We start from the raw sequence: 4,014 nt of genomic DNA on the forward strand, positions 1-4,014 counted from the left end.
GAGCGCAGTCTCCTCAAACTCCCCGCGCGCGACGGCTGGAGAAGGAAATCGTTCAAAAGCAGCTTGCGCTTTTGAACCGGATTTTCTCCGGCACGTGGGATGAATACAGCTTCAGGTCGCAGCCTGCGGAGTTGGGGTAGTTACAGCTCGGCACTCGAGCCGAACTCGAAAGAGGAGAAAGGTACAATAAAGCATACAATCGCATTTTAGAAACCCGCCCCTCTGTTCGCAGCCCCCGGCTACCGGATCCGTAAACTTTTCTTAAATTTGTAGGAATATCTTCCATTACACCCCGCACTATGAAACGATACTGCCCCCATTTGTTCAGTTATACCCGTCGGTGGAGCCATCCGATCCGGATCGGCAGCCACCTCGTATTGGGCGGCGGCGCACCGATCGTAGTGCAGTCGATGACCACGACCAACACGGCCGATGTCGAAGCCTCCGCCAAACAAGTGATGCGCATCGCCGCAGCCGGAGCCGAGATGGTGCGGCTCACCGCGCCGGGGCGAACCGAAGCCGAACGGCTGCTCACCATCCGGCGGCGCATCGAAGAACAGGAATGCTATGTACCGCTCGTGGCCGACATCCACTTCAACCCGCAAGTGGCATTGATTGCGGCACAGTATGTCAGCAAAGTGCGGATCAACCCCGGAAATTTCATCGACAAACGGGCTACATTCCAGAAAGTGACCTACACCGACGAAGAGTATGCGGCGGAATTGGAGCGGCTGCGGGTGCAGCTCACGGCACTGATCGAGGTGTGCAAATACTACAACACCGTGATCCGGATCGGAGTGAACCACGGATCGCTGTCCGACCGGATCATGTCGAGATACGGGGACACGACGGACGGGATGGTCGAGTCGGCTATGGAATTTCTACGGATTTGCCAGGCGGAACATTATGATCGGATCGTGATCTCGATGAAATCGAGCAACACGCGGGTGATGGTCGAGGCTTACCGCAAATTGGTCGTGCGGATGGACGAGGAAGGGATGAAATATCCGCTGCATCTGGGCGTGACGGAGGCGGGCGAAGGAGAAGACGGGCGGATCCGGTCGGCGGTGGGGATCGGGGCGCTGCTGGCGGACGGGATCGGGGACACGATCCGGGTCTCCTTGACCGAAGCCCCGGAAAACGAGATCGCCCCGGCACGGATATTGGCGGACTACTTCGTGGGGCGGGAGATGCACAACTATATTCCGGTGGACGACGACCCGCTGCCTTACGACCCGTACAACTACTCCAAGAGGGTTTCGTCCGCCGTCTCTTTTCACGGCATTTCGATCGGCGGAGGGGCGCCGCCGGTCGTGGTGGGGGATCGTACAGCGGGGGCGGATTTGTCGCCGGACGATTTCGTCCTGACGACGCCGCGGCGGGCCATGCAGGGGCGGGATAACGGCGAGGGATGGATTGCCTGTGCGCTGGAACACCTGAACTACGAGTTTTTAGAATGGCTGGAACACCATCCGGAAAGGGTGCTCGTACTGGTATCCGAAAACATGCACTGGGTGGGGGAAATGCGGGCCTGCTTCGTGCAGCTGATGCGGCACGGGATTACAAACCCGGTGATCATGAGCCGTTGCTACGGCGAGCGGTCGTTGGAACGGTTGCAGCTCTATGCAGCGGCGGACTTCGGCGCGCTGCTGCTCGACGGCTTCGGGGACGGGGTCTGGATCGTGAACGAGGTTTTCACTACTGAATACGACGAGGATACTCACGGTCATCTCATCGAGAAAGAGTGCGATGTGACGCCGGATTTCGACCTGACCTCCCTGTCGTTCTCGATTCTGCAAGCGGCTCGGACAAGGATTTCGCGGACGGAGATCATCTCCTGTCCGGGGTGCGGGCGGACGCTGTTTGAACTCCAAAGTGTGGCGCGGGCGGTCAAAGACCGCTTCGGCGGTTATCCGGGGCTGAAGATTGCGGTGATGGGCTGTATCGTGAACGGGCCGGGCGAGATGGCGGATGCCGACTTCGGCTACGTGGGGGCGGGGAACGGATTGGTGACGCTCTATCGGGGCAAGGAGGTGGTGGAACGCAATATCCCGCAGGAGGAAGCATTGGAGCGGCTGGAGCAGCTGATTCAAGCTGACCGCGGTCTTGCGATGCCGGGCTGTAGCTTTTACAAGGATAAGATTGACTTATAAATAAAAAATGACAAAAGAGGAAGTGCTCGACTTGCTCAAAGGGGTGAAGCATCCGGAGCAGGACAAAGATATCGTGTCGCTGGGCATGGTGGACAATCTGGCAATCGACCCGGCGACGGGGGCGGTTCGCTTTACGCTGAGACTGACCAAGCCGCGCGACCCGATGGCGGGATCGGTGCGGCGTGCGGCGGAGGCTGTTTTGCAGGAGGCCACGGGAGTGGGAGCTACTATTGTGGTGGCGGAACCGCTGCCGCCGGACTCGAAAGCGGCGAAACAGCAGACGCTGAAGTCCAATACCGCCACGCTGTCTATCGGTCGGGTGATTGCGGTGGCGTCGGGCAAGGGAGGCGTGGGCAAGAGCACGGTGACGGCGAACCTGGCGGTGGCTTTGGCGGCCGAAGGGTTCCGGGTGGGGGTCTTGGACGCGGACATCTACGGGCCGTCGATGCCGAAAATGTTCGGTGTGGAGGATTACAAACCGGTGGCGGAAGTGGCGGAGGACGGATCGGACTTGGAGTATATCGTTCCGGCGGAGGCATACGGGGTGAAGGTCATGTCGATCGGTTTTTTCATCTCGAACGGGGATGCTTTGGTCTGGCGGGGGCCGATGGCGACCAACGCGCTGCGGCAGCTGTTGCACCAGACGGCTTGGGGCGAGCTGGATTATCTGCTGATCGACCTGCCGCCGGGAACGGGCGACTTGCACCTGACCATCGTCAGCGAGTTGAAGCTGTCGGGGGCGGTGATCGTCAGCACGCCGCAAGAGGTGGCGCTGCTGGATGTGGTGCGGGGAATCGCGATGTTCCGCAACGAGCATGTGAATGTGCCGATCCGGGGGATTGTCGAGAATATGGCGTGGTTCACGCCGGCGGAGTTGCCGGATAACAAGTACTATATCTTCGGGCCGGCGGGAGTGGAGAATGGCGGGGTGGCGCGACTGGCACGAGAGCGGGGGGTGCCGTTCTTGGGCTCGATTCCGCTGGTGCAGGCGATCGCTGAGGGGGGGGATGCGGGTGAGCCTATCGCGGCGCGTGATTCGGTGACGGGCAAGGCGTTCCGCAATTTGGCGCAGGCATTGGTGCGGAATGAATAGCGGCACCGCGGCTGGGGCTTTTGTTGGGGTTTGCGTTGCGTTTTCCTGGTGCGGGGCCTCGTTGGGGCTTTTGTTGGAGTTGGAGAGGACTTATTAAGCGGCCCTATTTCAACGCCGACGGAATAAGCATGGGGGTAGAGGCTGCCCAAGCGATACGAAGTATCGCAAGCCCGGCGGGGGCACCTGCGGCCTGCCCGGCCCGAGGGCAGTTTCCTCCTTTGGAACAGAACGCGCGAACAAGTATAGTTTCGGGTCGCAGCCTGCGGAGTTGGTGTAGTTACAGCCCGGATCGAGTGCCGAGCGGCACCTGGCCTCCCGAGGGGGAGGCGTCCGGCCCGACAGAGGGAGATCGCGCCCGAACCAGATTTCCGCCAGCGCGCAGGTTTTGTTCGGGGTAGTTCCGGCCATAGCGAAACGCAGTTTCGCAAGCCCACCGCGGGGCCCCGTTGGGGCGTTTGTTGAAATTTGAGAGGACTTATTTAGCGGCTCCGCCCGGCCCGAGGGCAGTTCCCTCCTTTGGGGTAGTTTATCTTGCTGCCGGCAGGCCAGCAGAACACCCGAAGGGTGCGGCTGGAGTGCCCAGCGGCACCCCGCGCGCGACGGATAGAGAAGGAAATCGTTCAAAAGCAATTCATGCTTTTGAACAGGATTTCCGCCAGCGCGCGGACAAAGAATGTTCATTCCGGCGCGTGGGTAAAGAATGATTCTGAATAGTACCGGGTCGCCGCCAGCGGAAAGAGCAACGAGCTCTGCCGAAGTTGCTCGCGC

At 60.4% G+C, this 4,014-nt stretch carries 2 protein-coding genes; both read left to right on the plus strand.

Features of this window, described 5'->3' with window-relative positions:
• The first annotated feature begins 299 nt into the window (after positions 1 to 299).
• A complete protein-coding gene (gene ispG, locus Q0Z93_RS09805) occupies positions 300 to 2,153 on the plus strand; it encodes a (E)-4-hydroxy-3-methylbut-2-enyl-diphosphate synthase (protein WP_298065061.1) in 1,854 nt (617 codons plus the stop codon).
• A 7-nt stretch (positions 2,154 to 2,160) separates the two neighbouring features.
• Positions 2,161 to 3,246, plus strand: coding sequence for an Mrp/NBP35 family ATP-binding protein (locus tag Q0Z93_RS09810; RefSeq protein ID WP_298065062.1), 1,086 nt, complete (start codon positions 2,161 to 2,163; stop codon positions 3,244 to 3,246).
• Positions 3,247 to 4,014: the final 768 nt, after the last annotated feature.

The sequence above is a fragment of the uncultured Rikenella sp. genome, assembly GCF_947628055.1.
GTDB lineage: Bacteria > Bacteroidota > Bacteroidia > Bacteroidales > Rikenellaceae > Rikenella.

Excerpts from the sequence above, each read along its gene's own strand:
- ispG (WP_298065061.1), top strand. The coding sequence starts at position 300 with ATGAAACGATACTGCCCCCATTTGTTCAGTTATACCCGTCGGTGGAGC.
- Q0Z93_RS09810 (WP_298065062.1), top strand. The coding sequence starts at position 2,161 with ATGACAAAAGAGGAAGTGCTCGACTTGCTCAAAGGGGTGAAGCATCCG.